The organism is Nonomuraea roseoviolacea subsp. carminata (assembly GCF_024172185.1).
GTDB lineage: Bacteria > Actinomycetota > Actinomycetes > Streptosporangiales > Streptosporangiaceae > Nonomuraea > Nonomuraea roseoviolacea.
Genome location: NZ_JAMZEC010000001.1, coordinates 6,982,897 through 7,009,244 on the forward strand (window position 1 = coordinate 6,982,897; position 26,348 = coordinate 7,009,244).

Consider the following 26,348-nt stretch of genomic DNA (forward strand, 5'->3'; position numbering starts at 1 on the left):
GCGCTGACGGCCCGTCGGGACGGCGGGGCCGCTGTCGATCGTCCGCGGCCCCGCGATCAGCCGTGCCGTCGTCCGCGGTGGTGCGCCAGCCCCGGGATAGAAGGGCGATTCGGTGGGTAGGCGCCTTCCTCGTCAGAGGGAGGCGACGACGTGAACGAGACCCACAGACTGGTCAACGACCTGTCCGATCAGGTCACCCGGCTCGTCAAGGACGAACTGCGCCTGGCCCGGCTGGAACTGACCGAGAAGGGCAGGCACGCCGGGTTCGGCGCGGGCCTGTTCGGCGCCGCGGGCATGCTCGCGTTCCTCGGCGGCGCGGCGCTGGTCGCCGCGGTCGCGCTGCTCCTGGCGCTGGTCATGCCGGCGTGGGCGGCCACCGCGGTGGTGGCGGGCGCGCTGTTCGTCATCGCGGCCGTCGTCGGCCTGATCGGCAAGAAGCAGGTGGAACGGGCCAAACCTCCGGTGCCCAGCGAGGCCATCGAGAGCATGAAGACCGACATCGACGTGGTCAAGGGGAGTGTGCGGCGATGAGCGAGACGGACCCCGGATACAGCGAGCAGCACGCCGGGAACGTCGGCGCCCACAGGGTGACCGTGGGCATGCCGACCGACGAGGAGTCGATCAACGTGCCGCAGACCCGGGCGGGCGCGGCGGAGAACGCGCTCAAGGCCGAGGCGGACCGGACGGAGCACGAGAGGTTCGATCCGGAGCCCCTGGTGCGGGACGACCGTACGGCGGCTGTGGAGGAACGCGAGGGTGAGGCCCGCTCCCAGGGCCCCCAGCAGGTGACGGCCGAGGCCAGGCACGGGGCCGGGCCGGGCGCGAGCACCGCCGCCGGCACGGGCCGGGCGGCCGGCGCCGGACACGCGCGCGAGGCGCGGCCGGCGCGTCATGGCGGTGGCGGTGAGGACGACGAGGAGGAACAAGTGCGCAGACGCATCGAGGAGACCCGCGGGCAGCTCGGCCAGACGGTGGCCGAGCTGGCGCAGAAGGCGGACGTGAAGCACCGCGCCGGTGAGATGGCCGGCAGCGCCAAGGCCAGGGCCGGCGAGATGGCCGGCACGGTCTCGCACAAGGCGGGGGAAGTCGCGGGCACGGTCTCGCACAAGGCCGGCGAGATGGCGGGCACGGTCTCGCACAAGGCCGGCGAGGTCACGGGCACGGTCTCGCACAAGGCCGGCGAGATGGCGGGCACGGTCACGGAGAAGGTCCGCGAGGTGACGCCCGACCAGGTCAAGGACATGGCCGACAAGGTCACCACGCAGGCCAGGAGGCGGCCGGCGCTGCTCGTGCTGGCCGCGGCCGGCACGGTGGCCGTGTTCGTGCTGCGCCGCGCCATGAGGCGCACCAGGCACAGGTGAGCGGCAAGGACCAGCAGGCGCCTCGGGCACAGCTGAGCGCCACGGAAGGACAGGCCGGACGGGGCGTCCCCGAGCGCCCCGCCGACTTTCCGCGCAGGGCGTGGTGGAGCGTGCTGAAGCGCACGTTCATCGAGTTCAAGGACGACAACGTCCAGGACCTCGCCGCCGCCCTCACCTACTACGCGGTGCTGTCGATCTTCCCGGCGATGATCGTGCTGGTGTCGCTGTTCGGGCTGCTCGGCCGGGACGACACGGCGGTGATCGTCGGGCACCTCGCGGTGCTGGCCCCCGCGGAGGTGCGCGACCTGCTCCAGCAGGGGGTCGCGGGCGTGCAGCGGGTGGGGTCGGCGAGCGTGTTCGCCCTCGTCGGCTTGGCCGTCGCCCTGTGGTCGGCCTCCGGGTACATCGCGGCCTTCATCCGGGCCTGCAACGCCATCTACGACATCGAGGAGGGCCGGCCGTTCTGGAAGACGACCCCGCTCCGGATCGGCCTGACCGTCCTCGTGACCGTGCTGCTCGCCGTCGGCGCGATCGCGGTGACGCTCACCGGCCGCCTCGCCGACGTGGCGGGCCGGGCGCTGGGCCTGGGCGGCGTGGTGGTGACCACCTGGAACATCGCCAAGTGGCCCGTCCTGGCGCTGATCGCGGCCGGCCTGATCATGGTGCTCTACTGGGCGGCGCCCAACGTGCGCCAGCCGGGCGTGCGCTGGATCAGCCCCGGCGGGCTGCTGGCGGTCGTCCTGTGGGTGGTCGTCTCGGCCGGGTTCGCCCTGTACGCGAGCCACTTCGGCTCCTACAACAAGACGTACGGCACCCTCGCCGCGGTCGTGGTGTTCCTCATCTGGCTGTGGCTGTCGAACATGGCGTTGCTGTTCGGCGCGGAGCTCGACGCCGAGCTGATGAGGGAGCGCGCCATCGCCGAGGGAAGCCCGGTGGAACGCGAGCCGTACGCCGAGCCGCGGGACGAGCCGAAGGCCGATAATCTGCCTGAGTGAGGCGTCGGCGAGCAGGTATCGCGTCCGTGCTGCTGATCGCCGCCGTGACCGCCGGATGCGGCGGCGGGGCGGCGGTCAGCGATCTCGGCGTGGTCGTCAAGGGCGCCAAGGGCGCCACCGTCCCGGTCGAGCTGCGCTCCGGCCAGCGCTTCTCGCTGGCGGTGCCGGACGACCGGTCCGCGGGCGACAGCTGGACCCTGGAGGCGCTGCCCGACGCCACGGTCGCCTCGTTCATCAGCAAGGAGGCGCGGCGCGACGACGCGCGGGGCGTCACCTACTTCGTCTTCAACGCCAAGCGGCCCGGCACCAGCACCATCAGGCTGTACGACTGCTGGCGCTGCGGCGGCGCGACGACGCCCCCGACCGAGGAGAGCCGCCTGCGGTCCGGCGAGGCGATCTTCGACCTGACCGTGTCCCCGCGCTGAGCCGGTGACACGAACCGTCCTTGATCGAAACGATTCGGGTCGGGCAGGCTGCGAGGATGGACTACGGCAGGGACTTCGTACGGGTGCGCGCCGCGGCGGACGGCACCGAGACGATCTCGTGGTGGACCGGCGACGTGTACGGCTGGCGGCGCGACGACGGCCCCCACCACCTGTTCGGCTTCGAGGGTCTCAACGTCGCCCGCGCCGAGCGCGACGACAGCGGCGGCTGGCGGCTGCTGACCCGCGAGGCCGCCGCCTACCTCGACCCGGTCACCCGGGAGGTCCTCACCACCTGGGACAACCCGTTCACCGGCGCGGCCGTCGAGGTGATGCACGTCTTCAACGACCCGGTCAACCAGCCGCTCGGCGACCGGCCCGTGCCGTTCACCCGGGTCGGCGACCAGGTGGTCCACCACGTGGACGTGCGCCTGGCCTATCCGTCGCCGCTGCCGGTCGCCGACTTCCCCGACCACTCGGCGGGCGACACGTACCGGGCGATGGAGCTGTTCCAGTTCTTCTCCCGCGCCGCCGACCTGGACGCGGGCGCGCCGGACGTGCCGAGCCACTTCTCCTGGTGCCGGGTGTCGCCGTGGCTGCCGTGGATGGCGATGGGGCAGCGGGAGGGGGCGCTGGTCTACCACTGCCGGGGCGGCAAGGTGAGCGAGGTGCCCGAGTGGCTGGCCGGCTTCGCCGGGGAGCGGTTCCTGCGCGCGCCCGAGACCTGGTCGGCGCCGAACATGACGAGCTGGACCGCCTTCCGCGACCGCCCCCGCGCAGGCGGCGACGAGAGCCGGGCCGCCGGGTAGGGTCGGCCGGTGAGCACCGACCTGTTCTGCGAGATCGTCGCGGGGGAGCGGCCCGCGTTCGTCGTCCACGCCGACGAGGTGGCCGTCTCCTTCCTCGACGCGCGTCCGGTGTTCAAGGGCCACGTGCTGGTGGTGCCCCGGCGGCACGTCGAGACGCTCGCCGACCTGCCCGGCGCCGACGTGGGGCCGTTCTTCGCGCGGGTCCAGGCCGTGGCCCGCGCCGTGGAGGAGGCCCTGCAGGCCGCCGGCACGTTCGTCGCGATGAACAACCACGTCAGCCAGAGCGTGCCGCACCTGCACGTCCACGTGGTGCCGCGCAACCGCAAGGACGGCCTGCGCGGCTTCTTCTGGCCGCGCACGACGTACGACTCCGACGACGAGGCCCGCGCGTACGCCGCCCTGATAGCGAAGGCCCTCGCCCCCGGACAGGCCGCGGACGCCGCCGAGTAGGCTCGCGCGGTGTGGAGTACCTCGTCGGCGTCGCCGTGGCGGCCGGGCTCGTGGGCGTGCCCGCGCTCGTGCTCTGGCGGGTCATGCGCGGCCGCCGGGAGCTGGGCACCAGCCCGGCCGAGCGGGCCACGTTCGAGACGCTGCACACGGCCTCCCTCGCCGGCCCGCCGCTGCGGGCCGGGCTGACCGCCGACGGCGCCGAGCGGGCCTCGCGGCACCTGCGGGCGCTGCTCGGCTCCTCCGCCCTCGCCATCACCGACGGCGAGCGGCTGCTGGTGTACGACGGCGCGGGCGAGCACCACGCCGGCCAGGCGTTCGAGCAGGCGCGGGCGACGCTGAAGGACGGCCGCACGCAGGTGCTGGCCGTGGACTGCGAGCTGCTGGAGTGCCCCGTCCGGCACGCCGTGGTGGTGCCGCTCACCACCGACGACCGGGTCGTCGGCACGCTGGCCGCCTACGGCCCGCACGCCTCGGCGGGCCTGGTCAAGGCCGCCCAGGAGGTGGCCGGCTGGGTCGACTCGCAGCTCGAACTGGCCGAGCTGGACCGTTCGCGCACGCTGCTCATGGAGGCCGAGGTGCGGGCGCTGCGCGCGCAGATCTCGCCGCACTTCATCTACAACTCGCTGACCACCATCGCCTCGTTCGTGCGCACCGACCCCGAGCGGGCGCGCGAGCTGCTGCTGGAGTTCGCGGACTTCACCCGCTACTCCTTCCGGCGGCACGGCGAGTTCACCACGCTGGCCGAGGAGCTGCGCTCGATCGACCGCTACCTCACCCTCGAACGCGCCCGCTTCGGCGACCAGCTCCGGGTGACCCTGCGCATCGCCCCCGAGGTGCTGCCCGTGGCCGTGCCGTTCCTGTGCCTGCAGCCGCTGGTCGAGAACGCCGTCCGCCACGGCCTGGAGAGCCGTAACGGCGTCGGCCGCATCATCATCGTGGCTGAGGACGGCGGCGCCGAATGCCGCATCAGCGTCGAGGACGACGGCCTCGGCATGGAGCCCGACCGGCTGCGCCGCATCCTCGCCGGTGAGATCGCCCCGTCGGGCGGCGTGGGGCTGGCCAACGTGGACGAGCGGCTGCGCCAGGTCTACGGCGACGAGTACGGGCTGGTGGTGGAGACCGGCGAGGGAGCGGGCACGAAGGTCAACGTCAGGTTGCCGAAGTATCACCCGGGCGTCTCGGCCCGTTGACCGCGCCGGTGGATGTCGGTTTCATCCATGTCTATGGCGCAACTCAGGGTCCTCGCGGTCGATGACGAGCTGCCCGCGCTGGAGGACCTGTCGTACCTGCTGCGCGCCGACCCCCGCATCGGCGAGGTGGCGACCGCCCGTGACGGCGCCGCGGCCCTGCGGCTGCTGGACCGCGCCATCGCCGAGGGCCGGCCGATCGACGCGGTGTTCCTCGACATCCGGATGCGCGGGCTCGACGGCGTCGTGCTGGGGCGGCTGCTGTCGCGCTTCGCCAACCCGCCGCGCGTGGTGTTCGTGACCGCGTACGAGGAGCACGCCATCGAGGCGTTCGAGATCAAGGCTGAGGACTACCTGCTCAAGCCGGTGCGGCCGGAACGGCTGGCCGAGGCGATCCGGCGGGTCGCGGTCTCGGCGGAGACGCCGGTCGAGGGCGGCGAGTCCGACACGATCCCGGTCGAGCTGGGCGGCGTGACCCGGTTCGTCTCCAGCGCCGACGTCGTCTACGTGGAGGCGCACGGCGACTACGCCCGCCTGCACACGCCCACCGGCAGCCACCTGGTGCGCATCCCGCTGGCCACGCTGGAGGAGCGCTGGGCCTCGGCGGGGTTCGTCCGCGTGCACCGCAGCCACCTGGTGGCGGTCAAGCACATCGAGGAGCTGCACATCGACTCCGGGCGCTGCACGGTCCGGGTGGGGGAGACCGAGATCCCGGTCAGCCGCCGCCACACGCGCGAGCTGCGCGACCTGCTCGTCCGCCGCGCCCGGAGAGGCCGCCCCGAATGAGCCGTCACCCCGCGGAGGGCGCCCCGCACGAGCCGCCGCGCCCGCAGAGGACCCCCCGCATGAGCCGCCGCGCCCAGAGGCCGCCGGACGAGCCGCCGCGGCGGGTGGCCGTGACCAGCCCGCGGACCGCCGCCGCGCGCCGCCCCCGCTACCCGGCGACCCGGGAGATCGACGAGCAGACCCACCTCGGCGAGGTCTACATGCGCTCGCTGCTGCGCACCCAGTTCCGGCTGGCGATGTTCGTCTGCACCGTGCTGGGCTGCGTGGTGTGCGGGCTGCCGCTGCTGTTCCTGCTGATCCCGCGGCTGCGCGAGGCCGAGCTGCTCGGCGTCCCCCTGCCGTGGGCGGTGCTGGCCGGTCTCATCTACCCGGCGTTCGTGATCGGCGCCTGGCTGTACGTGCGCCAGGCCGAGCGCAACGAGCGCCATTTCGCCGACCTGGTCGAGCGCCCGTGAGTCTCACCGCCGTGCTGATCGTCGTCGTGGCGGCGGTGCTCATCGGCGCGTTCGGCATCCGCGTCTCGCGCACCACCTCCGACTTCTACGTCGCCTCCCGCACGGTCAGCCCGCTCTGGAACGCCTCCGCCATCGGCGGCGAGTACCTGTCGGCCGCCTCCTTCCTGGGCGTGGCCGGGCTGGTCCTGTCGTTCGGCGCCGACATGCTGTGGCTGCCGGTGGGGTGGACCGGCGGCTACCTCGTGCTGCTCGTGCTGGTCTCGGCCCCGCTGCGCCGCTCGGGGGCGTACACGCTGCCGGACTTCGCCGAGGCGCGGCTGGAGTCGATGACCGTGCGCCGGGCCGCGAGCGTGCTCGTCGTGCTCATCGGCTGGCTGTACCTGATGCCGCAGTTCCAGAGCGCCGGCCTGGTGCTGCGGGAGATCACCGGGGCGCCGCGGTGGGCGGGCGGGCTGCTCGTGGCGCTGGTCGTCGCGGTCAACGTGCTGTCCGGCGGCATGCGGTCGATCACCTTCGTGCAGGCGTTCCAGTACTGGCTGAAGCTGACGGCGCTGGCCGTGCCGCTGGTGTTCCTGCTCATGGCGTGGCGGGCCGGCGGCGCGCCCGGGCTGAGCCCGCAGGACGCCGCCACCTGGCAGGTGCCGCTGGCCGGCGGCAAGGAGTACGCGCTGTACTCGACGTACTCGCTGATCCTGGCCACGTTCCTCGGCACCATGGGCCTGCCGCACGTGCTGGTGCGCTTCTACACCAACCCCGACGGGCGGGCCGCGCGCCGCACCACGCTCGTCGTGCTGTCGCTGCTCGGCGCGTTCTACCTGCTGCCCGCCCTGTACGGCTGGCTCGGCCGGCTGTACGCGCCCGACCTGGTCCGCACCGACGCCGTCGTGCTCACCCTGCCCGGCCGGATGGTCGGCGGCACGCTCGGCGACCTGCTGACCGCGCTGGTCACGGCCGGGGCGTTCGCCGCGTTCCTGTCCACCTCGTCCGGCCTGACCGTGTCGGTGGCCGGGGTCATCGCGCAGGACCTGCTCAAGGGCGGGGTGCGCTCGTTCAGGATCGCGACGCTCATGGCGGTCGCCGTGCCCCTCGGGCTGGCGCTCCAGGCCCGGGCGCTGCCGGTGGCGGACGTGGTGGGGCTGGCGTTCGCGGTGGCCGCGTCGTCGTTCTGCCCGCTGCTGGTGCTCGGCATCTGGTGGCGGCGGCTCAGCACCGCGGGCGCGCTCGCGGGGCTGTTCGTGGGCGGCGGGCTGGCCTGCGCGGCGGTGCTCGTCACCATCGTCGGCGGCCCGTACGAGGGGCCCGCGAACGCGCTGCTCGCCCAGCCGGCGGCCTGGACGGTGCCGATCGCGTTTGTGGTGATGGTCGCCGTGTCGTTCCTGACGCCGCACCGGGTGCCGCCGGGCGTGGCCCGGACGATGGTGCGCCTGCACACGCCCGAGGACCTGAACCTGGACCGCGGCGACTGGCGGCCCCGCTCCTCCTGACCCGCGCCCGGGAATGCGGGGCGGGGGCCGGGTGTTGAGGCGGGCATCCGGTTGAAGTTTCAATCAAATGGAGGTGGGACATGCCCGCCATCACCGCCGACACCCTGACCCTGCCCCGCGTCGCCGTACCCGACCCGGCCCTCGCCGGACGGCGTCCCGTGCGGTCGGTGACGACCGCGCCCAGCGGGTTCGAGGGCGAGGGCTTCCCGGTGCGCCGCGCGTTCGCCGGGGTGCCGCAGTCGCTGCTGGACCCGTTCATCCACATGGACCAGATGGGCGAGGTCGAGTACGCGCCCGGCGAGCCCAAGGGCACCCCCTGGCACCCGCACCGCGGCTTCGAGACCGTCACCTACATCCTCGACGGCGTCTTCGAGCACCAGGACTCGCACGGCGGCGGCGGCACGATCACCGACGGCGACACCCAGTGGATGACCGCCGGGTCCGGGCTGCTGCACATCGAGAAGCCCCCGGAGCACCTCGTGGTCTCGGGCGGGCTGTTCCACGGCGTCCAGCTCTGGGTCAACCTGCCCCGCGCCCACAAGTTCCACCTGCCCCGCTACCAGGACATCCGCGGCCGCCAGGCGGCGCTGCTCGCCTCGCCCGACGGCGGCGCGCTGATGCGCGTCATCGCCGGTGACCTGGACGGGCACGCCGGCCCGGGCGTCACGTTCACCCCGATCACGATGGTGCACGCGACCGTGAGCCCCGGTGCGCGGCTGGAGGTGCCGTGGAACCCCGGGTACAACGCCCTCGCGTACGTGCTGGCGGGCCAGGGCTTCGCCGGGCCCGAGCGCAGGCCGGTCCGGAAGGGGCAGCTCGCCGTCTTCGGCCCGGGCGGCGCGCTCACCGTCGAGGCCGCCACGGCGCAGCCGCAGGCCGAGCCGAACCTGGAGGTGCTGCTGCTCGGCGGGCAGCCCATCCGGGAGCCGGTCGTCCACTACGGCCCCTTCGTGATGAACACCCGCGCCGAGATCATCCAGGCGATGGAGGACTACCAGGCCGGCCGCCTGGGCGTCGTCCCCGCCGACCGCGTCCCGCACGCCGACGGGCCCGTCCCGGGAGAGGAGTGACATGCCGATCGAGAGGATCGACGAGCTGGCCGAGGAGTACGAGCGCGGCCGTCTGTTCTTCGACTCGAAGGACTACATCGGGGCCGCCCGCATCCTGGCCGAGGTGGTGGCGGCGGCGCCGGACAACCTGGGCGCCCGGCTGCTGCTGGCCCGCGCGTACTACCACTCGGCCCAGCTCGGCCGGGCCGAGGCCCAGCTCCGGCTGATCCTGGAGCGCGACCCGGCCGAGGAGTACGCGTGCCTGCTGCTCGGCCGCACGCTCCAGCGCCAGCACCGGGCGAAGGACGCCGAGCCGTACCTGCGCCTGCACGCCGCGATGACCGGCGCCTGACCGGCCCGCGACGACCGGCCCGCGGTGACCGGCGGGAGCGCCCCGGCCCCCCGACGGTCAGCGGGCCGGCGGGGGGCGCTCGCCGGAGCCGCGGGCGACCAGCTCGACCGGGACCTTGACCCGGCGCGGCGTGTCCGAAGGGCTCAGCAGCAGGTCCACCGCGCTGCGCCCCAGCCGGGTCACGTCGTAGCGCACCACCGTCACCCCCGGGTCGAACACGTCCGCCAGCGCGAAGTCGTCGAACCCCACGTACGCCGGGCGCTCGGGCCGCTCGCGCAGCGCCTGGATGATGCCGGTCGCCGCCCGGTTGTTGGTGGCGAAGAACGCCGTGGGCGGGTCGTCCAGCCCCAGCAGCCGGGTCACCTCGTGCCCGGCCCGCCACGGGTCGAAGACTCCCCGCACCACCAGCGACTCGTCCACCTCCACCCCGGCCTCCCGCAGCGCGGACCGGTAGCCGGTGGCGCGGGCGTGGACCGAGCTGAGCGCCTCGTCGTCGGAGATCAGCGCGACGCGCCGGTGACCGCGCGCCAGCAGGTGCTCGGTCGCCATCCGCCCGCCCCGGACGTCGTCCAGCAGCACCACGTCGGCGTCCTCCAGCCCGCGCGGCACCCGGTCCACGAACACCGTGGTCAGCCCGCCGTGCTCGGCCAGCCAGCCGTGGTCGGCGCCCGAGGGCACGATGATCAGCGCGTCCACGCCCCGGGCGTACATGGACTCCACCAGCATCCGCTCCCGCTCCGGCCGCTCCTCGTAGGAGCCGAAGACCACGAGCGCCTCGTGGTCCGCCGCCGACGCCTCGACCGACTTGGCGAGCCGGGAGTAGAACTCGTTGGAGATGTTCTCCATGATCAGCCCGATGGTCAGCATCGTGGCGCCGCGGGCCAGGCGGGCGGCGGCCTCGTTGCGGCGGAAGCCGAGCGCGCTGATGGCCTCCTGCACCCTGCGCTGGAGGACGGGGCTGACGTGCGGCTCCTGGTTGACCACCCGGGAGACGGTCTTGAGACTGACGCCGGCCTTGCGGGCCACGTCCTCCATGGTGGGTTTACGCGCGGTCATACTACTGTGCCCCCATGGACGATGAATGGATCTGTGGCCGGCTGGGCGAGGACGAACCGTGGATGCTGGGCGCGGTCAACCCGCCGGTGTTCGAGAACTCGCTGTTCACCTTCGCCAGCGCCGGCGAGCTGGGCGAGGCCATCAAGGACGAGGACGAGCGCTACGTCTACTGGCGCGGCACCAACCCGACCGTGGACCTCGCGCAGCGCAAGCTGGCGGCGCTGGAGCGGGCCGAGCGGGCCAAGTGCTTCGCCTCCGGGATGGGCGCCATCGCGGCGACGATCTCGTCGCTGGTGTCGGCCGGCGACCACGTGCTGGTGCTGGGCGCGGTCTACGGGCCGACCACCCAGTTCCTGCGTTACCTGGAGAAGTTCGGCGTCACGCATACGCACGTCGACGATCTCGCCAGTGGTGACAGCGCTATCAGTGAGAGCACCCGTCTACTGTACTTCGAGTCGCCCTCCTACATGCGCTACGAGATCTTCGACATTTCCGCCGTGACGGCGTGGGCGGCCGAGCGCGGCCTGGTGACGGTGATGGACAACACCTGGTCCACCCCGATCTTCCAGAAGCCGCTCACCATGGGCGTCGACCTGGTGATCCACTCGCTGTCCAAGTACGTGGGCGGCCACAGCGACCTCGTCGGCGGCGTGGTGGCCGGGCCGTCGCGGCTGATCAGGCCGCTCGCGCTGACCGAGTACCAGCTCTACGGCGCCGCCATGTCCCCGCACGACGCCGCCAAGGTGATCAAGGGGCTGCGCACGCTGCCCGTGCGGATGCCCGCCCACCAGGAGCGCGGGCTGGCGGTGGCGCGCTTCCTCGACGACCACCCGGCCGTGCGGCGCGTCAACCACCCCGGGCTGCCCTCGCACCCGGGCCACGCGCTGGCCGCGCGGCAGATGGCGGGCTTCTCCAGCGTGTTCAGCCTGGAGCTCGACACCGAGTCGCGCGAGGAGGCCGGGGCCTTCATCGACCGGCTGCGGCACTTCCGCGTCGGGGTGTCGTGGGGCGGCTTCGAGAGCCTGGTCAACGCGCCGGCGCTGTCGGTCGAGGAGAGCGTGCGGGCCACCATGGGCATCCCCGTCGGGCTGGTGCGGCTGTCGGTGGGTCTGGAGCCGGCCGACACATTGATCAAGGACCTGGGGGTGGCGCTGGAGGGGGTCGGTCGCCTAGCGTGACCTGCACGCTGACAGCGCTGTCTCATCCCGTGCGGAGGCACCGATGAAATCCCCCCTTCTGCCCGCTTCGTCCGCAGCCATGGCCGTGACCCTCCTCCTCGCGGGCTGCGGCTCCGGCTCCTCCTCGGGGGAGGTGAAGCTGCGCATGATCGAGAGCCTGACCAGCCCCGAGCGGACCAAGCTGATCAAGACCTTGATCGACGGCTTCGAGAAGGCGAACCCGGGCGTGGAGGTGGAGCTCGTCTCGCCCCCGCTGGACAGCGCCGATCAGAAGATCACCCAGATCCTGCAGACGAAGAAGGACCTGGACGTGCTGGAGGTCCGCGACCACACGGCCAAGTCCTTCTCCAACAACGGCTGGCTGGCCGAGCTGCCCACCACGCAGTGGGCCGGCTGGTCCGACCTGACCGAGCTGGCTCAGAAGAAGGCCGTGGAGGTCGGCGGCAAGGCCTACCTCTACCCGTACGGCTTCTACCAGCGCACGCTGTTCTACCGCACCGACTGGGGCCTCGCCCAGCCGCCGAAGACCTGGCAGGAGCTGTACGAGGCCGGCCGGAAGATGACCTCCGGCGACCGGTTCGGCTACTCCTTCCGGGGCGGCAAGGGCGGCGCCGACTACGCGGTCATGATGATCAGCGCGTACGACGGGGAGGCCCTCGACCCGCAGAAGTCGTTCTTCCTCAAGGACAAGCGGACGATCTTCTCGACCCCCGAGGCCGCCCAGGCCCTCGACCTGTACGTGAAGATCTTCAAGGAGGCGTCGCCGCCCGACTCGGTCTCCTGGGGCTACCCCGAGATGGTCCAGGGCTTCACCTCCGGCGTCACCGGCATGCTCATCCAGGACCCGGAGGTCATCAAGACGGTCCAGGAGAGCGCGGTCAAGGCGTGGTCCACGGCCCCCATCCCGAAGGGCCCGTCGGGCTACGCCTTCCAGCCGGTCGGCTACGCCGGCTGGGGCGTCACCTCCTTCAGCAAGCACCAGAAGGAGGCCGTCAAGCTCGTGCAGTACCTGTCGGAGGCCCAGCAGAGCATCGCCTTCGCCAAGGGCAACTCCCTCATCCCGATCTCCAGGCAGGCGCAGAGCGACCCGCAGTTCTCGCAAGGGGCGTGGAAGGCGTACCTGGAGGCGCAGCAGGACCCGAAGCAGGTCATCACGGTCCGGCCGGTCGACTACCCGGGCTGGAGCCAGTTCATCGCCGACTCCGACCGTGACGTCCAGGCGCTCATCACCGGCAAGAAGACCGTGGCCGAGGTGCTGAAGGCGTGGGACGCGTTCTGGGCGGACCAGGCGAAGAAGGTCTCGTGAGCCGGGCCGCACAGGCCGCCCGTCCCGCCTTCACCGGGCGCAAGGCCAGGTTCGTCGCGCTGTGCCTGCTGCCGGGCGCGGTGTTCGTGCTGCTGTTCACCTACTACCCGATGATCCGCGGCGCGGTCATCGCCTTCCAGCGCTACAACCTGTTCGACATCACCTCGACGCCGTTCGTCGGGCTGGACAACTTCCGGGCGGTGCTGGCGGAGGACCGGTTCTGGACGGCGCTGCGCAACACCGGCACCTGGGTGGCGGTGTCGCTGTTCTTCCAGTTCTTCCTCGGGTTCGGGCTGGCGCTGCTGCTGCGCCGGCACTTCCGGGGCCGCGGGCTCTACCAGGCGTGGGTGTTCTTCCCGTGGGCGATGTCCGGCTTCCTCATCGGGCTGCTGTGGCGGTGGATGTTCAACGGGCAGTTCGGCGTGGTCAACGACCTGCTGCTGAAGGCCGGGATCATCGACGAGCGGATCGGGTTCCTGGCCACCCCGGGCTGGGCGATGACGTCGGTGATCGTGGCCAACGTCTGGTACGGCGTGACGTTCTTCGCCATCATGATCATGGCCGCGCTGCAGTCGGTGCCGGCCGAGCTGTACGAGGCGGCCTCGGTCGACGGCGCCTCCCGGCTGCGGCAGTTCTGGCACGTGACGCTGCCGCACATCCGCCCCACGCTGGCCCTGATCGTGCTGCTGCGGATCATCTGGATCCTCAACTTCCCCGACCTCATCTACGCGATGACCGGCGGCGGCCCGGCGGGCGGCACCGACATCATCACCACGTTCCTCATCCAGCAGGTCATCGGCGGCGACTACGGCCGCGCCGGGGCGGTCGGGATGCTCGTCCTCGGCCTGCTGCTCGCCTTCAGCGTCTTCTACCTGAACGCCACCCGATTCGAGAGGTCCCGATGAGACGCCTGGCCAAGGGGACCGTGCTGGCCGTCTGGCTGCTGATCACGCTGTTCCCGCTGTACTGGATCACCGTCACCTCGCTCAAGCCCAAGGCGGAGATCTTCTCCATGCCGCTGCGGTACTGGCCGGGCGAGGTGACCTTCGAGCACTACGCCGACCTGTTCTCCTTCGCCGACTTCGGCGCGTACCTGCTCAACAGCCTGCTCGTCTCGCTGGCCGCGGCGGCGGCCGTCACCGTGATCGGGGTGCTCGGCGGCTACACGCTGGCGCGCTTCTCCTTCCCCGGCCGGGGCGCGCTGATGCTGGCGTTCCTGGTCACGCAGATGATCCCGCTGTTCATCGCGCTCGGGCCGCTCTACCTGCTGATGTCCGACCTCGGCCTGCTCAACCACCTGGCGGGCCTCATGGTCGTGTACGTCGCCATGCTGGTGCCGTTCGCCACGATCATCATGCGCGGCTTCTACGAGCGGATCCCGGTGGCGCTGGAGGAGGCGGCGCAGGTGGACGGCGCCTCCCGGCTGGCGGCGATGGTGCGCGTGGTGATCCCGGTCATGCTGCCGGGCATCGCGGCCACGTTCATCTTCGCGTTCGTGCAGTGCTGGAACGAGCTGTTCCTGGCCATCACGTTCATCGACAGCGAGGACGCCAAGACGATCCCGGTGGCCATGAACTCCTTCATCACCCAGTACGACATCGACTGGGGGTCGATGGCCGCGGCGACCGTGGTGTCGGTGATCCCGACGCTGGTGCTCTTCGCCGTGATCCGGCGCTACATCGTGGAGGGGCTCACCGCGGGCGCCGTCAAGGGGTGAGCCCGGGAGGCGACCGTTCGTCGCGCGAATGGGACCTTTCACCGCAAGCGCCGCACGGTTGGCCGCCATGCCGCGGCGGCTCGCCGAACGACCCCCTGTGAGACCTCCACTACGGATAGGTTGCGCTCTTACGGTGTGCGTGATCCGCATCACAGTGGAGGTCTCCGTGACGACTCAAGAACATGACGCGTCCGTTTATGAGCAGGTGCAGACGAGCAGCGAGTTCCAGGACCTGAAGCGGCGCTTCCGCCGCTGGACGTTCCCGATGACGGTGGCGTTCCTGTCCTGGTACCTGCTGTACGTCGTGCTGTCCGGCTTCGCCCGCGGCTTCATGGGCATCAAGTTGTTCGGCAACGTCAACGTCGCCCTGGTCCTCGGCCTGCTCCAGTTCGTGTCGACGTTCTGGATCGCCTGGGCGTACGCGCGGCACGCCGACAGGAAACTCGACCCGATCGCCGACAAGCTCCGCCACGAGGTCGAGGAGAAGACCCGATGAGTTCCACAGCGCTCGCCACGACCCTTTTCCTGGCCTTCGTCGCGCTGACCCTCGGCATCACGTTCTGGGCCAGCCGCCAGACCAAGACGGCCGCCGACTACTACGCGGGCGGCCGCTCCTTCAGCGGCGCGCAGAACGGCCTGGCGATCGGCGGCGACTACATGTCGGCCGCCTCCTTCCTCGGCATCGCCGGCATCATCGCCCTGTCCGGGTACGACGGGTTCCTGTACTCCATCGGCTTCCTCGTGGCCTGGCTGGTGGCGCTGCTGCTGGTCGCCGAGCTGATGCGCAACTCCGGCAAGTTCACCATGGCCGACGTGCTGGCCTTCCGCATGAGCCCGCGCCCGGTCCGCACCGCCGCCGGAGTCTCCACGATCACGGTGAGCATCTTCTACCTGCTCGCCCAGATGGTCGGCGCGGGCGCCCTGGTCGGCCTGCTGCTCGGCATCACCTCGCCGTCCGGCAAGGCGCTGACGATCGTCGGCGTCGGCGCCCTCATGATCGTGTACGTGGTGTTCGGCGGCATGAAGGGCACCACCTGGGTGCAGATCGTCAAGGCCGTGCTGCTCATGGGCGGCGCCGCGCTGATCACGATCCTCGTCCTCGGCCACTTCGGCTTCAACCTGTCGTCGCTGCTCGGCGAGGCCGCCACCCAGAGCGGCAAGGGCGGCAACTTCCTCATCCCCGGCCTGAAGTACGGCACCGAGGCCCAGGGCCTGGCCGGCAAGATCGACCTGATCAGCCTCGGCCTCGCCCTGGTGCTGGGCACGGCCGGCCTGCCGCACATCCTCATCCGCTTCTACACCGTGCCCACCGCCAAGGACGCCCGCAAGTCCGTGCTGTGGGGCATCGGCATCATCGGCGTGTTCTACCTGCTCACGCTCGTCCTCGGCTTCGGCGCCGCCGCCCTGGTCGGCAGCAAGGCCATCGCCGCCGCCGACAAGGCGGGCAACACCGCCGCGCCCCTGCTGGCCAAGGCCGTCGGCGAGACGTTCCTCGGCGAGGTGGGCGGCACCATCCTGCTCGCGCTCATCGGCGCCGTCGCCTTCGCCACGATCCTGGCCGTCGTCGCGGGCCTCACGCTCGCCTCCTCCTCCAGCTTCGCCCACGACCTGTACGCGCACGTCTTCAAGCGCGGCAACGTCTCCGAGCGGGAGGAGGTGCTGGTGGCCCGCATCTCCGCGTTCGTCATCGGCGCCGTCTCGATCGGCCTGGGCATCCTGGCGCAGGGACAGAACGTCGCCTTCCTGGTGGCGCTGGCCTTCGCCGTCGCCGCCTCCGGCAACCTGCCGGCCATCCTCTACAGCCTGTTCTGGAAGAGGTTCAACACCGCCGGCGCGGTCAGCGCCATCTACGGCGGCCTGGTGTCCGCGCTCATCCTGGTGATCTTCTCGCCGGTGGTGTCCGGGTCGCCGACCGCGCTGTTCAAGGACGCCGACTTCGCCTGGTTCCCGCTCAGCAACCCGGGCATCATCTCGATCCCGCTCGGCTTCCTGTGCGGCTGGCTCGGCACCGTGCTGAGCAAGGAGCACAACGCCGCCAAGTACGCCGAGATCGAGGTCCGCTCGCTCACCGGCGTCGGCGCCGAGAAGGCCGCCGAGCACTGACCCCACGCGAGACCACGCGGGGCCCGGCCGACCGGCCGGGCCCCGCGCCGTGTCCGGGTGCCGTCAGGTGCCGACGGGCTCGGCGCGCAGCCGGGCCGAGTGCTTCACCAGCGTGATGAGCACCTCCCGGCTGGAGTCGCGCTTGCGCGCGTCGCACATCACGATCGGGATCGACGGGTCGAGCTGCAACGCCATGCGCACCTCGTCCAGCTCGAACGTCTGCGCCCCCTCGAAGCAGTTGACCGCCACCACGAACGGCGTGCCGCGCCGCTCGAAGTAGTCCACCGACGGGAAGCAGTCGGCCAGGCGCCGGGTGTCGGCCAGGATCACCGCGCCCAGCGCCCCCTCGGCCAGCTCGTCCCAGACGAACCAGAACCGCTCCTGGCCGGGCGTTCCGAACAGGTACAGGACGTAGTCGTTGGACAGCGTGATCCGGCCGAAGTCCATGGCCACGGTCGTGGTCCGCTTGGCCTCCACCGCGGAGATGTCGTCGACGCCGACGCCGCGGTCGGTCAGGACCTCCTCGGTCCGCAGCGGCCGGGTCTCGGACACCGCTCCCACCATCGTCGTCTTGCCGGCGCCGAAGCCACCGGCGATCAGGATCTTGATCGCCGTGGGAAGGCGCGGGCGCTCAGAGCGACCGAAGACCATCGAGCACCGCCCTGTACATCCTCACGTCACGCATGTCCACCTCGGATTGCGGTTCCTGGGCCGAGACGAGCTCCCTGTCGAAGAGATCGCCGAGCAGCACGCGGATCGTTCCCGCGGGCAGGTTCAGATGTGCGGCGATCTCCGCCACCGACTTCGGTTCGCGGCAGAGCTGCAGGATGCGCAGGTGCTCGGGGTCGAGCCCCGCGTCCGGACCCGGCAGCGGCCCCACCGCGAGCGCCATCGAGATCAGGTCGAACCGGCCGTGCGCGGGCCGGGTGCGGCCACGCGTCACCACGTAGGGCCGGATGATCTCCGGATCGACCCAGTGCTCCTCGACGGGATCGTCCGGGGGAGTCACCTGTCGCTCCCGGCCACGGCCTCGCCGGCGCGCGCGGGCGAGGTCAGGTACTGGCCGACCCGCGCCACCAGCATCGCCATCTCGTACGCGACCAGGCCGATGTCGGCGTTGCGCGTGCACAGGACCGCCAGGCAGGCCCGCTCGCCGGCGTTGGTGACGATGAGGAACTGCGACTTCCACTCCACCACCGTCTGCCGGATCGCGCCGCCCTCCACGCGCTCGGAGACGCCCTTGGCCAGGCTCTGCAGCCCGGACGCGACGGCGGACAGGTGCTCGCCGTCGGTCCGCTCCAGCGCCGCCGAGGAGGCCATGAGCAGCCCGTCCGAGGAGAGCACGATCGCGTGCTCCGCCTCGGGGATGCGCCCGATCAGGTCGTCGAGCAGCCAGTTGAGGTCCGTGCCGGAACTCGGTGTCACGTGTCGCCTCCCGGTCGCTGCTCGCCCATGAGTCGGGCCGCATCGGACCTGCCCAGGCGAGTGCCCGACTGCAGGGATCCCATCATCGCCCGGATCTCCTCCGGGGAGCGTTCGTCATCGTCGTGCTCCTCCGCCGCCCGCGCGGGCGGCGGCTCGTCCTTCAGGGCGGGCGCCAGGTTCGCCTGGGGCACCCGCAGGGGCAGGCCGCCGGGCGTGAACGCCGGCGCGGACGGCCCGTCCGCGACCGGCGGCTCGGGCGCCCGGTCCGGCTCTGGTGGTGGCTGCTCCATCTCCGGCCTCCGATGGTTCGGGACCCTGCGTGGGCGGCCGAGGTCGGCCGGCTCCCTCGGTTCGGGGAGGTCGGTCAGCTCGTCCGGCTCCAGCGTCAGCGCCCTGCGGTTCGAGGCGACCTTGAGCGTGCGGACGTTCTCGCCGTTCACCGGCCGCGGCGCGGTGGCCAGGCCGGTCTGCCGGCGCGGCAGCGTGGCCGGCAGGTCCTCGGGCGGCTTCGGGGTGTCGTCCGCCTGCACGAGCTCCTGCGGCAGCAGCACGACGACCGTCGTGCCGCCGTACGGGGACGCCTTCAGCACCACCTGGATGCCGTGGCGCTCGGCCAGCCGGCTGACCACGTAGAGGCCGAGCCGGGCCGTGCCGGTGATGCGGAACTCGGGCGGGTCGGCGATGCGCTCGTTGGCCGACACCAGGTCCTCGGGCTTCATGCCCAGGCCCCGGTCCTCGACCTCGATCACGTACCCGTTGGCCACGAGCTGGCCGCTGACCTGGACCGTCGTGTACGGCGGCGAGAACGACACCGCGTTCTCGATCACCTCGGCGAGCAGGTGGATGACGTCGCCGACGGCCCGGCCGACGAGCACCACCTCGCCCATGGGGGCGATGGTGACGCGCGTGTAGTCCTCGACCTCGGCCAGGGCGCCGCGGACCACGTCCACCATCGGCACGGACCGCCGCCACGTGCGGGCGGGGGAGGAGCCGGACAGGACGATGAGGTTCTCGGCGTTGCGCCGCATGCGGATCGCCAGGTGGTCCAGCCGGAAGAGCTCCTTCAGCTCCTCCGGGTCGGTCTCGCGGCGCTCCATCACGTCGAGGACGGTGAGCTGCCGGTGGACCAGGCCCTGCGTGCGGCGGGCCAGGCTGAGCAGGATGTCGCGGATGCTGCGGCGCAGCTCGGCCTGCTCGGCGGCGACCCGCAGTGCGGTCTGCTGCACGGTGTTGAACGCCTGGCCGACCTGGCCGACCTCGTCGTCGCCGAACTTCAGGGCCGGCGCCTCGACGTCCACGTTGACGCTCTCGCCGCGGCCGATGCGGTCCACGACGCCGGGCAGCCGCTCGTCGGCCAGCTCGTGCGCCGCGTCGCGCAGCCTCTGGAGCTGGGCGAGGAGCTGGCGGGTCGTGGAGATCGACAGGGCGATCGAGGCGACGACCGCGATGAGGCCGAGGCCGCCGGCCAGCACCAGGCGGATGATGACGCCGATGCTGACGGGCGTGGCCCGCTCGACCACGCGGTCGCCCGCGCCGATGACGAAGGTGTTGAACTCCGCCAGCGCGCGCTCCGTGGCCGAGGCCCACTGCTCGGCGCCGAACGGGATGCCGTCGCGGCCGCCGCCGTACTCGGCGACCAGGGTCTCCAGGTTGTGCAGGCGGACGATGCCGTTGCTCAGCATGAGCGCGTCGTAGCCGGGGCGCTCGGAGTCGGGCAGGTCGATGGCGGCCTGCTCGGTCATGACGTGCCAGGCGCCCACGGTCTCGGTGAACTTCGTCTTCTCATCGACGCTCAGCCGCCCCTGGGCGATCGCGCCGGCCAGCATCGCGTCCTCGCGGGAGAGCAGCTCGCGCGCCTTGCTGAGCATCGCCAGCGTGCGGACGTCCTTGGCGATGCCCTGGTCGTCGACCGCGCCGATGAGGCTGTACATGCCGTAGAAGGAGTCGATGATCTCGTCGTACGTGGTGGCGGCCTGGGCGCGGGTGAGCTGGCCGGCGTCCACGGTCTGCCGGATGCTGTCGAGGCCCTCCAGGCGCTTGAACGTTTTATTCAGACGGTCGATGCCGTCGTCGTCCAGCGCCCAGTCCACGATCCACGCCTGCGCGGCGGTCGTGAAGGCGGCCCGCGCCTTGTCGGCCGCCTGACGCTCGGCCTTGAGGTCCTGCCGGGTGCGCGTGGAGGGGTTGCCGAGGCGGATCATCGTCATCCGCCGCTCACGCTGCAGCTCCACGAGCAGCGGCTCGCTCGGGTCGATCACGCTGGCGTCGATCTGCGACACCCACAGCAGGTTGACGCCGTCACGCAGGGTGACCCACGCCGCGAAGGCCCAGAGCGCTGTCAGGGAAAGGAGCAACGCCGTGACCTTGGTCCGCAGACGTGAATTGCGGGGGCGCATAGTACCTACCCTGCGAAGTCATTCGAATGGCTGACGACCAGGACGTGCCGTGGCATACCAGCGCTGACAATGTCGGGACCTTAGCAAGGGCCTGATCATGGCTCAAGTTACCGGGGTGATTTGAACCCACTTATCCGTTCTTGTCGGAACTTTTTGTCAATTATCAATACGCCCAGCTAGGCTGCGCCGCGTGACCGGCACGGACCCTCAGGCGTACTTCGGCATTCGCAACGAGCTGGCCGACAAGCTGCTCCGGGGCGCGGACCAGCTCGCGGGCGTGCCGGCGGAGAGCAGGGCGCGCGTCCTGCGCGCCGCCCTCGACGCCGTGCCGGAGGCCGCCGGGCCGCTGCGCGCGTACCCCGCCCTGTACGCGGACGGGGAGAGCTCGGCCAGCCGGCTCGCGTTCAGCTGCCTGTCGGCGGCGGCGACGTTCCCCGGCGCGCCGCGCGGCACGATCGCGGAGCTGGGGGCGCTGACGGCCGTCCTGTTCGCGGTGGACGACCTCGCCGACGGGGTCGCGGACGGCCTCTCGACCGGCTTCGGCGCCTTCTTCTCCCTCCTGCCGGCGGCGCTCGCCGGCCCCTCCGCGGACCCCGGCCCCTCCGCGGACCCTGGCTTCTCCTCGGGCCCCGGCGCGGGCGCGGGGACGGTAGGGGAGGTGCTGGGCGCCTGGCGGGGCTGGGCCGCCCGCTTCCGCGCCCACGCCGGCGGGCACACCGAGGCGCTCGCGGGGCAGCTGCGGCTCGCGGGCGCCGCCATGGCCCGCGAGCGCGCCTGGTCGGCCGGGCGCGAGCCGTGGCCCTCGTACGACGACTACCTCGCCAACGGCAGGATCACCATCCTCTACCCCACCTGGTGGGCCGCCGCCCTCGTCCTGTGCGGCCCGCGTCCCGTCCGGTGGGAGACCGTCGAACGGGCCACGCTCCTCGGCGCGTCCTGCGTGCGGCTGGCCAACGACATCAGGACGTTCGAACGGGAGAAGGCTGAGGGCAAGCCGAACTCCATCGGCATCCTCCAGCGGAGCGGCGCCACGGCCGAGGAGGCCGTGACCCGGGTGGCGGCCCACATCGGCGAGCTGGAGGCCGCCTTCCACGCCGCGCTGGCGGAGCTGCCGGAGGAGCTGGCGGGCATCGCCGAGGGCCAGCGCCGCAGCGTCGCCTTCAACGGCCGCTGGTACCTGGCCCGCGACACGCACGCGTACACGGTGGGCGAGCTGACGGCCGACACCGCCGCGCACCGCGCCCGCTGACCACCGGCGTTCAGCGGCTCCCGCCGGACTCCGGCAACCGCGTCCCGGCCAGGTGGACGGCGGCGAGCACCGCCGCGCGGACCACCGCCACCGGCGTGTAGAGGTCCTTGTCGTGCCAGAGCGGCGGATGGCCGCCGCCCGCGCGGCCCACCAGGTACGCGTGCCCCAGCGCCGCGGCCCGCGCGCACCGCGGGTCGTCCCGCCGGCGCGTCATGAGCAGCACCTGCAGACCGTACGCCGTCTCCTCGGCCGTGCCCTCCCAGCGGCCCCAGGAGCCGTCCGGACGCTGCGTCGCCAGCACCCACTCGACGGCCGCCCGCACCGCCCCGGCCGACGCCTCGCCGCCGTGCTCGTCCAGCGCCAGCGCGCAGCCGGCCGTGGCGTAGTAGGGGGAGGCGTGCCAGCGGTCGCTCCAGCTCCCGTCCGGCCGCTGCCGGTCGCGGATCCAGGCCGCCACCTCGCCCATCGGGCGCCGGTAACGGGCGGCGGCCCCGGGGCGCCGGGCGGCGTACGCGCCGAAGGCGTCGAGGACGTGCGCGTTCACGGTGACCGAGCTGCCCTGCTCGCCGGGCCAGGTGGCGAAGTGCGTCCCGGTGTGGAAGACCCACAGGCTCGCCGGCTCGTACGGCACGCCGAGCAGCGCCAGCGCGTACAGGGCCACGGACGTCGTGTCGGCGTCGGCGGGCAGCCCGGAGCCGGCGGGTGTGCCGGCGGGGCCGATGGCCGCCCTGAGGTCCGCGACCATCTCCGGCGGCGCCTCCACCGGCACGCCCGCCCGCAGCAGCCAGCTCAGCACCCAGCCGCGCTCGAACACCGTGATCGGCAGCCCGACGGGCACGGGACCGCCGTGACGGCGCACGACGGCCTCCAGATGTCCCCGCGCCGCCCCTTCCAGGCACCGCGACTCCGGGCCGCCGGGCTCGCCGTCCGTGGCGTCAGGGCGAGGGGCGCGCCGGCCCAGCCAGGCGGCGGTGGCGGCGGGGGAGGCGCCCACGGTCCCTATCTCGGTGGGTTGGACGGATCGGGTCCCCGCGGCGGACGGGCCCGCGATCTCCAGGGCGTGCGGCAGCTTCGCCGGGAGCTTCGCGCCCGACTCCAGCGCCGCCCGGATCAGGCGCGTCCCGTCGTGCCCCATGCCGGCGGGCAGCGGCAGCGGCCCGTACGCGTCCAGCCCGCTCTCCCGGGCGGCCGGTCCCGCGAGGCGTTCGTTGATGAGGGCGACGAGTGAGGGGACGATGTGCTCGACGGCCGGCGTGTCCGGAAGCCCGCCGGGCCCGGCCTCGGCCAGCTCGCCCAGCCGGCGGGTCAGCGCGCGCAGACCTCGCCGCGCCGCCTCCGTGATCTCCTCGGGAGTCGCCGGGGCCACGGCGTCCGCCCCGGCCCCGGCGTCAGTGTCGGTGCCGGTGCCGGTGCCGGTGCCGGGCTCGGCGTCGGTGTCGGCCTCCGGTTCGGCGCCCGGCCGCGATCGGCCGGGCGGCAGGAGCGACAGGAGGGCCTCCGTGGCGCTCAGCGTGGGCACGAGCCCGTAGCCGTCGGGCGCGCCCCACGACCCGTCCGCGTTCCGCGCGCCGAGCAGGTACGCGATCCGCTCCCCGTGCCCGGTCAGCCAGGGCGCGAGCGCGACCACCCGGCCGGTCTCGTACACCGAGGGCGAGACCTGCCCCCACGGCCGCAGCATCATCCCGGCCACCAGCTCGCCCGCCGCCCGGGCGACATCCTCCGCCGCGCCGGTCACCGCGCCGGTCACCGCGCCGGTCGCCGTGTCGAGGGTCGTGCCGGTCGTCGTGTCGCTCTCGTCGGGGGAGAGCTCGCCGACGCTCACGCGCCGTCACCCGCCCCCATCGGCCACATCCAGTCGTGCGCGCCGCCCACGCCGATGGCGGGAGCCGCCACGGGGGGCCGCCACGCGTCGGGCTCCTCGTCCGTCCCGGACGGCAGCAGCCTCAGGAGCAACGCCTCCTTGGGCCGTACCGACGCGCCCGGCACGAGCGTGAAGCGCTGCGGGTTCGTCAGCACCGGCCGGTACCTGGCGAGCAGCCCGGCCACCACGAGCGCCGCCTGGAGATGGAACAGGTGCTGCCCCAGGCACACGTGCGGCCCCGCGCCGAACGGGACATAGGCGTAGCGATGCCGCCGCTGCTCACGCTCGGGCGCCCAGCGCTCCGGGTCGAACTCCAGCGGCCGTTCCCAGAACTCCTCCAGCCGGTGGGTCGTGTACGGGCTGACCAGCACCTGCGAGCCCGCCTTGACCGGGACACCGCCGATCTCCGTGTCGGCCACGACCTGCCGCGGGATGATCCAGCCCGGCGGGTGGACGCGCAGCAGCTCCTGGAGCACCATCCGCAGGTACGGCAGCTCCTGGACGTGCGACGGCCGCACCGGGCCGTCGCCCACGACCCACTCGATCTCGTCGCGCAGCCGCGCGTTCACCTCGGGGTGGTCGTGCAGCAGCGTCCACAGCCAGGTCAGCGCCATGGCCGTGGTCTCCGAGGCGGCGCCGTAGATGCTGACCAGGTCGTCGCGCACCTGCCGCAGGTCGGCCGCGCCGTCCTCGCGCATCCGCGCCCTGATCAGCGCCGAGACCAGCTCGTCCGGCCGCCCGCCGTCGTCGCCGTCCGGCGCGTCCTCCGCGCGGGCCTCCTCGATCAGCGGGTACACGATGTCGTCGATCCGCTGAGCGGCGGCCAGGAACGCGCGGTCCCCGGGCACGCGCATCGAGTACGGCACGAACGGGAACAGCAGGCGGAACCCGATGGACGTCGCGCAGGTGGCGAACTCCGGCAGCAGCCGTTCGCCCACCTCCCGCGAGATGCGCCCGCCGAACAGCACCTTGATGACGGTCTGGTTGGTGATCGTGGTCATCAGGTGGGCGGCGTCCACGAGCCGGCCGGTGCGCGCATCGCGCTCCAGCTCGCCGACGTGCCCGGCGACCACCTCGGCCATGTCCTCGGCGAGCGAGGCGACGCGGCGGGCGGTGAACAGCGGCTGGAGGATCCGCCTGCTGGACGCCCACCCCTCGCCGTCGCCGAGGATGCTGCGCCCGGTGACCCGGCGCAGCGGCCGCCAGAACATGCCCTCGCGCGCGAAGTTCGACCACTGCGTCTTCAGCACCTGCTGGACGTGGTCGGGATGGGAGACCAGGTACGGCCGGAACGGGCCGATGTCGAGCCGGACGATCCGGCCACCGGCGTCGGTGCCCATCCGGGCCAGCTCGGCGACGGGGTCCTTCATGAGCCGCGGTACGGCACGGTAGAAGGGAAGGACTCGGGGCTTGGTCACGGTGGGGTCCGTGGCAAGCGGCATGTCGATGTTCCCCGCCTCTGTCCGGATATGCGGCTGATGGCTCTCAAGCAACATGCGCCCAGGAAGCGCGCTTTTCTGACTTTGGTCACTAAAGTCCGTCAAGTATCACATGATCATTGTCGCTGATCAAGGCTGGATAACGGGCCCGGTTTTCCGGATGTCCGTAACGGGCTCCTCACGCAGGGTGGCCGGTCAGGGGCGGGAGGCCTCGTCGAGCAGGCGCAGCTCGTCGGCGTCCAGCTTGAGGGCGGCGGCCTCCAGCAGCGGACGGAGCTGCCCGACGTCGCGGGCGCTGGCGATCGGCGCCGTGACCGTGGGCTGCGCGGCCAGCCAGGCCAGCGCCACCGACGCGGGCTCCACCCCGTGCGCCGAGGCCACCCGTACGAGCGCCTCGATCGTGCGCGGGCCGTGCTCCGTGTCCAGGTACTCGCGCGCCCGCTCGGCCCTGGGGCTGTCGATCGTGACCCCGGGGCGGTACTTCCCGGTCAGGAAGCCGCGCGCGAGCGACGACCACGGCGTGCTGGACAGCCCCTCACGGGCCACCACGTCCCGCAGCTCGCCCTCGTAGCCGCGCTCGACCAGGTTGTAGTGCTGCTGAAGCGCCACGTAGCGGGCCAGGCCCGCGTCGTCGGAGACCTTCAGCGCCTCGGCCAGCCGATCGGCCTCGTAGTTGGAGGCGCCGATGTGCCGGACCTTGCCCTCGCGCACCAGCGCGTCGAACGCGCCGAGCGTGTCGGCGAGCGGCGTGTCCCGGTCGTCCACGTGCGCCCAGTAGAGGTCGATGTAGTCGGTGCCCAGCCGCCGCAGCGACCCCTCGACCGCCGTGCGGATGGTGTCCGGGGCCAGCCCGCGCACGCCCTCCAGCATGCCGACCTTGGTGGCCAGCACGATCGACTCGCGATTGCCGCGCTCCCGCAGCCACTCGCCGATGATGAGCTCGGAGGTGGGCTCCCCGGTGGCCCAGTGGGGGTAGACGTCGGCGGTGTCGATGAAGTTGCCGCCGCCCTCGACGTACGCGTCGAGGACCGCGAACGCGTCCTGCTTGCCGGCGGTCCAGCCGAAGACGTTGGTGCCGAGCGCTATGGGGAAGACGGACAGATCCGTATGGCCGATCACTCTCATCGGGCCAGTATTTCGCCCCCTCCGTAAACGCTCTCCACGCACCCCCGTAAACCCCGGACCGGACGGACCGAACCACCGCCGCAACCACCGCCGCGACCACGGGCGCGACCGTCGCCAGGGGCGGCAGAGCGGTCTCGCCGTGA

The 26,348-nt window shown here is 72.3% G+C and carries 27 protein-coding genes; 19 read left to right on the forward strand and 8 right to left on the reverse strand.

What is annotated here, in order from left to right; translation table 11 throughout:
• Positions 1-150 precede the first annotated feature (150 nt).
• The 12 genes from HD595_RS32220 (at position 151) to HD595_RS32275 (ending at position 9,350) form a co-directional block, all read left to right on the forward strand.
• Positions 151-531, forward strand: a complete 381-nt coding sequence (locus HD595_RS32220) for a phage holin family protein (protein ID WP_253775599.1) — start codon at positions 151-153, stop codon at positions 529-531.
• A complete protein-coding gene (locus HD595_RS32225) occupies positions 528-1,361 on the forward strand; it encodes a DUF3618 domain-containing protein (RefSeq protein WP_253775601.1) in 834 nt (277 codons plus the stop codon). The genes HD595_RS32220 and HD595_RS32225 overlap by 4 nt, the downstream gene beginning before the upstream one ends.
• Positions 1,358-2,356, forward strand: coding sequence for a YihY/virulence factor BrkB family protein (locus HD595_RS32230; protein WP_253775603.1), 999 nt, complete (start codon positions 1,358-1,360; stop codon positions 2,354-2,356). The genes HD595_RS32225 and HD595_RS32230 overlap by 4 nt, the downstream gene beginning before the upstream one ends.
• The gene (locus tag HD595_RS32235) at positions 2,353-2,781 is read left to right on the forward strand and encodes a protease inhibitor I42 family protein (protein ID WP_253775604.1); all 429 of its coding nucleotides are present in this window, start codon (positions 2,353-2,355) and stop codon (positions 2,779-2,781) included. Before HD595_RS32230 ends, HD595_RS32235 begins: the two co-directional genes overlap by 4 nt.
• A gap of 56 nt (positions 2,782-2,837) precedes the next feature.
• Positions 2,838-3,587: a DUF1838 family protein gene (locus HD595_RS32240; protein ID WP_253775606.1), complete on the forward strand. Its 750-nt coding sequence runs from the start codon at positions 2,838-2,840 to the stop codon at positions 3,585-3,587.
• A 9-nt stretch (positions 3,588-3,596) separates the two neighbouring features.
• Positions 3,597-4,037, forward strand: coding sequence for an HIT family protein (locus HD595_RS32245; protein ID WP_253775608.1), 441 nt, complete (start codon positions 3,597-3,599; stop codon positions 4,035-4,037).
• Between the two features lie 11 nt (positions 4,038-4,048).
• Entirely contained in the window at positions 4,049-5,227 is a 1,179-nt protein-coding gene (locus HD595_RS32250) for a sensor histidine kinase (RefSeq protein WP_253775610.1), read from the forward strand.
• 33 nt (positions 5,228-5,260) lie between these two features.
• Positions 5,261-6,010: a LytR/AlgR family response regulator transcription factor gene (locus HD595_RS32255; RefSeq protein WP_253775612.1), complete on the forward strand. Its 750-nt coding sequence runs from the start codon at positions 5,261-5,263 to the stop codon at positions 6,008-6,010.
• A gap of 59 nt (positions 6,011-6,069) precedes the next feature.
• Positions 6,070-6,465, forward strand: a complete 396-nt coding sequence (locus tag HD595_RS32260; protein WP_175595272.1) for a hypothetical protein — start codon at positions 6,070-6,072, stop codon at positions 6,463-6,465.
• Complete coding sequence (locus tag HD595_RS32265; protein ID WP_253775614.1) at positions 6,462-7,949, forward strand: sodium/solute symporter; 1,488 nt, start codon at positions 6,462-6,464, stop codon at positions 7,947-7,949. The genes HD595_RS32260 and HD595_RS32265 overlap by 4 nt, the downstream gene beginning before the upstream one ends.
• Positions 7,950-8,029: 80 nt before the next feature.
• Complete coding sequence (locus tag HD595_RS32270) at positions 8,030-9,019, forward strand: pirin family protein (RefSeq protein WP_253775616.1); 990 nt, start codon at positions 8,030-8,032, stop codon at positions 9,017-9,019.
• 1 nt (position 9,020) lies between these two features.
• Positions 9,021-9,350, forward strand: a complete 330-nt coding sequence (locus HD595_RS32275) for a tetratricopeptide repeat protein (protein WP_253775618.1) — start codon at positions 9,021-9,023, stop codon at positions 9,348-9,350.
• A 57-nt stretch (positions 9,351-9,407) separates the two neighbouring features.
• Here HD595_RS32275 and HD595_RS32280 read toward each other — a convergent pair whose 3' ends face one another.
• Positions 9,408-10,406 carry a LacI family DNA-binding transcriptional regulator gene (locus tag HD595_RS32280; RefSeq protein WP_253775620.1) on the reverse strand — a complete coding sequence of 333 codons (999 nt, stop codon included), beginning with the start codon at positions 10,404-10,406 and terminating at the stop codon, positions 9,408-9,410.
• 14 nt (positions 10,407-10,420) lie between these two features.
• Between HD595_RS32280 and HD595_RS32285 the strand changes: the two genes are divergently transcribed.
• From HD595_RS32285 to HD595_RS32310, 6 genes are all read left to right on the forward strand, one after another.
• Positions 10,421-11,584 carry a trans-sulfuration enzyme family protein gene (locus tag HD595_RS32285; protein WP_253775622.1) on the forward strand — a complete coding sequence of 388 codons (1,164 nt, stop codon included), beginning with the start codon at positions 10,421-10,423 and terminating at the stop codon, positions 11,582-11,584.
• Between the two features lie 43 nt (positions 11,585-11,627).
• Positions 11,628-12,890 (forward strand): ABC transporter substrate-binding protein, encoded by a 1,263-nt coding sequence (locus HD595_RS32290; protein WP_253775624.1) that lies wholly within the window; start codon positions 11,628-11,630, stop codon positions 12,888-12,890.
• Entirely contained in the window at positions 12,887-13,795 is a 909-nt protein-coding gene (locus HD595_RS32295) for a carbohydrate ABC transporter permease (protein WP_253775626.1), read from the forward strand. The genes HD595_RS32290 and HD595_RS32295 overlap by 4 nt, the downstream gene beginning before the upstream one ends.
• A complete protein-coding gene (locus tag HD595_RS32300; RefSeq protein WP_253775628.1) occupies positions 13,792-14,607 on the forward strand; it encodes a carbohydrate ABC transporter permease in 816 nt (271 codons plus the stop codon). Before HD595_RS32295 ends, HD595_RS32300 begins: the two co-directional genes overlap by 4 nt.
• A gap of 166 nt (positions 14,608-14,773) precedes the next feature.
• Positions 14,774-15,103 (forward strand): DUF485 domain-containing protein, encoded by a 330-nt coding sequence (locus HD595_RS32305; protein ID WP_253775630.1) that lies wholly within the window; start codon positions 14,774-14,776, stop codon positions 15,101-15,103.
• Entirely contained in the window at positions 15,100-16,710 is a 1,611-nt protein-coding gene (locus tag HD595_RS32310) for a solute symporter family protein (RefSeq protein WP_253775632.1), read from the forward strand. The genes HD595_RS32305 and HD595_RS32310 overlap by 4 nt, the downstream gene beginning before the upstream one ends.
• Positions 16,711-16,773: 63 nt before the next feature.
• Here HD595_RS32310 and HD595_RS32315 read toward each other — a convergent pair whose 3' ends face one another.
• The 4 genes from HD595_RS32315 to HD595_RS32330 are packed head-to-tail and all read right to left on the reverse strand — an operon-like array spanning position 16,774 to position 20,489.
• Positions 16,774-17,361: a GTP-binding protein gene (locus HD595_RS32315; protein ID WP_253775634.1), complete on the reverse strand. Its 588-nt coding sequence runs from the start codon at positions 17,359-17,361 to the stop codon at positions 16,774-16,776.
• Positions 17,342-17,719 carry a DUF742 domain-containing protein gene (locus HD595_RS32320; RefSeq protein ID WP_253775643.1) on the reverse strand — a complete coding sequence of 126 codons (378 nt, stop codon included), beginning with the start codon at positions 17,717-17,719 and terminating at the stop codon, positions 17,342-17,344. The genes HD595_RS32315 and HD595_RS32320 overlap by 20 nt, the downstream gene beginning before the upstream one ends.
• Positions 17,716-18,135 (reverse strand): roadblock/LC7 domain-containing protein, encoded by a 420-nt coding sequence (locus tag HD595_RS32325; RefSeq protein WP_253775645.1) that lies wholly within the window; start codon positions 18,133-18,135, stop codon positions 17,716-17,718. Before HD595_RS32325 ends, HD595_RS32320 begins: the two co-directional genes overlap by 4 nt.
• On the reverse strand, positions 18,132-20,489 hold the full coding sequence (locus tag HD595_RS32330; protein ID WP_253775647.1) for a sensor histidine kinase: 2,358 nt from the start codon (positions 20,487-20,489) through the stop codon (positions 18,132-18,134). Before HD595_RS32330 ends, HD595_RS32325 begins: the two co-directional genes overlap by 4 nt.
• Positions 20,490-20,721: 232 nt before the next feature.
• Here HD595_RS32330 and HD595_RS46950 point away from each other — a divergent pair, with 232 nt between their 5' ends.
• Entirely contained in the window at positions 20,722-21,780 is a 1,059-nt protein-coding gene (locus HD595_RS46950; protein ID WP_253775649.1) for a terpene synthase family protein, read from the forward strand.
• 10 nt (positions 21,781-21,790) lie between these two features.
• Here the strand turns inward: HD595_RS46950 and HD595_RS32340 are convergent, their stop codons facing one another.
• The 3 genes from HD595_RS32340 to HD595_RS32350 all read right to left on the reverse strand — a co-directional run bounded on the left by HD595_RS32340 (position 21,791) and on the right by HD595_RS32350 (position 26,205).
• Positions 21,791-23,602 carry a prenyltransferase/squalene oxidase repeat-containing protein gene (locus HD595_RS32340; RefSeq protein ID WP_253775651.1) on the reverse strand — a complete coding sequence of 604 codons (1,812 nt, stop codon included), beginning with the start codon at positions 23,600-23,602 and terminating at the stop codon, positions 21,791-21,793.
• Positions 23,599-25,083 carry a cytochrome P450 gene (locus HD595_RS32345; RefSeq protein ID WP_253775653.1) on the reverse strand — a complete coding sequence of 495 codons (1,485 nt, stop codon included), beginning with the start codon at positions 25,081-25,083 and terminating at the stop codon, positions 23,599-23,601. Before HD595_RS32345 ends, HD595_RS32340 begins: the two co-directional genes overlap by 4 nt.
• Before the next feature lie 192 nt (positions 25,084-25,275).
• Positions 25,276-26,205 carry an aldo/keto reductase gene (locus tag HD595_RS32350; protein ID WP_253775655.1) on the reverse strand — a complete coding sequence of 310 codons (930 nt, stop codon included), beginning with the start codon at positions 26,203-26,205 and terminating at the stop codon, positions 25,276-25,278.
• Positions 26,206-26,348 lie beyond the last annotated feature (143 nt).